Source organism: Gilliamella sp. CG35, from assembly GCF_046635745.1.
Taxonomy (GTDB): Bacteria; Pseudomonadota; Gammaproteobacteria; order Enterobacterales; family Orbaceae; genus Gilliamella; species Gilliamella apicola_I.
In genome coordinates, this window is record NZ_JBIDFH010000032.1 from 1 (window position 1) to 2,032 (window position 2,032).

The window sequence follows — 2,032 nt, forward strand, 5'->3', positions numbered from 1 at the left end:
TTGTTGTATTAGCAAATGCAAAATTCATTGATAGTATAAAAATAATAATAATTTTCTTCATATTATGATTCCTTTAATTTTCTTCTTTATAGTTTTTCATATATATCTTTTATAAGCACATCATAATTATTTTTTTATAATTGCTTCCATTATAATAAAAAGCAAATGTGTCCCATTCTTTTAACTTTAATGCTTCTAATGCATTGTTATTTTTTAATAAATAACCTTTTAATGTAATTAAATGATTTTTTTCTGAACGGCTAATTTCATATAGAATATCTTCAATACTTAATTCATTTGAATGCATATTTGCACCCATGACTTGAAATTTTCCCCAAGAAGCTGATAGTAGTGCTTCTCGAGGTGATAAATTATATGCTTTTATTAATCGTTCATATTGTTTCGCATAAGTTCCATACTTAGCAAATGGAGAACTACTAGAAATATCAGGATCATTATCAAATTTACCATTGGTTAATTTGTGAAAATAATGTCTTTCAAACAATATTTTAGGAACATGATCTCCTAAATGAGTGTAAAAACTTTCATCCTTTGTTTCTTTTATACCTACAGCTTTAAGAGCTTTTGCTTCACATCCTAACTCATTTGCAACTTATTCATAATCAAAGTCGGTTAATAAATCCATATTTATTCTTTGTTCTAAAAAAATAAGTTTATATTCTTTATTGTTTAATAAAATAATTGGATGTTTTTTAACCCAAAAACCCATTATCAATGTTTTTTAATATTTTCAGGAAGTAATTTCGCTTTATTTGTTAAATAATATTCTCCATTAGGAACTCTGATCAAATCCCAAATTAAATTTTTTTCTTGTAATCTAAGAATAGCTACACCATTTTTACCACCAAAGGTACTATCAAAATGTACTTCGATTTCATTATTGATTAATTTAGATACAAAAGGTATAGGGCAATCTATTTTATTGCCATAATTAACTATAGAACATAATTCCCCCTCTACTTTATTGTTAGTGTCAATTTTCAATTGTATTGAGAAAATACTATAAGGTATTTCATTTTTTTCTAAATGAACTTCTTCTGTCCAAGTTTGCTCAATAGCTAAGGCACAAGCGGAATTAAAATGAAATAAAAAAAGCAAAACAAAAAATATATATCGCATAAACTAATCCTCAATTTTCACATTTAAACAATCATCCACTCTATTTAACCAACCTTTTAGAAATACATAGTTTTTTGTATGAGTTCCATCCGCTTTAATAGCTAAATTAGTATAATATTCTCGTCTGATTTCAGTAATACGTGTTAATAAGTTATCTTGATCAGCAATAGAATTTATAATAACAGCTGTTCTTTCCCCCATTTTTCCATCAACATCGATATTTTGATCAAACTCATCGACTAGAAGTTGCTGAACTTTTTTTATTGCGCCTCCGGACGTAATTGACCAATCATATATCATTAACCCTAATCTATCATTTTCTATTTTGCAGAATCCTTTCGGTTGCCAATATCTTTTTCTATAGATAACTTCAGCTTGTTCATCTGTCAGTTGTTTTAAGTTTTCTAAAGTAGGTTCTATTCCTAAATCTTTTTTTGCATATGCCACCCACGTATTCCAAGCTATTCCTTTATTAGTTGCACCTCCAGAATCATTTGGATTATTTACATATCCTCTTTCATGTCTCAATACAATTTTTGAAATTCTATGAAATTTTATAGAACAACAATCTATTTTCTTTTCTGTGAAAATAGAAATACCCACAGGATGCATAAACCACACCCTACCATTTTGGCTTAAGGTAGCAGGCGTTGATAAAGTTTCGGTTTGATTAGTTTAGATGTCTGCTAATTGCTCTTTTTGAGTTTCTGCGTCACTTTGTTCTGTCTGTTGACTTTGCTTAGCTAAACCTTTGGCTACATCATCCCACCACAGCATTTTTGTCGCTTTTTCTTTGCTTTTTTCCCATAATTTAGACTTCTCTTCTAACCCATTTATTATGCCCAATAAGTTAAGTTGCTCTTGTGTTAATTTCTTGTCGGGTGCATCTTCA

3 protein-coding genes and 1 pseudogene are annotated in these 2,032 nt (G+C 28.8%); all 4 read right to left on the minus strand.

The window, feature by feature from the left end:
- Nucleotides 1-109: 109 nt before the first annotated feature.
- Nucleotides 110-577: pseudogene (locus tag ACGH4F_RS09480) on the minus strand (N-acetylmuramidase domain-containing protein); the annotation flags it as partial.
- A gap of 155 nt (nt 578-732) precedes the next feature.
- Nucleotides 733-1,140, minus strand: coding sequence for a hypothetical protein (locus ACGH4F_RS09485; RefSeq protein ID WP_267351768.1), 408 nt, complete (start codon nt 1,138-1,140; stop codon nt 733-735).
- Between the two features lie 3 nt (nt 1,141-1,143).
- On the minus strand, nt 1,144-1,752 hold the full coding sequence (locus tag ACGH4F_RS09490; protein ID WP_411591004.1) for a glycoside hydrolase family 108 protein: 609 nt from the start codon (nt 1,750-1,752) through the stop codon (nt 1,144-1,146).
- A 63-nt stretch (nt 1,753-1,815) separates the two neighbouring features.
- A partial coding sequence (locus ACGH4F_RS09495) for a hypothetical protein (protein WP_411591005.1) occupies nt 1,816-2,032 on the minus strand: 217 nt, incomplete at its 5' end.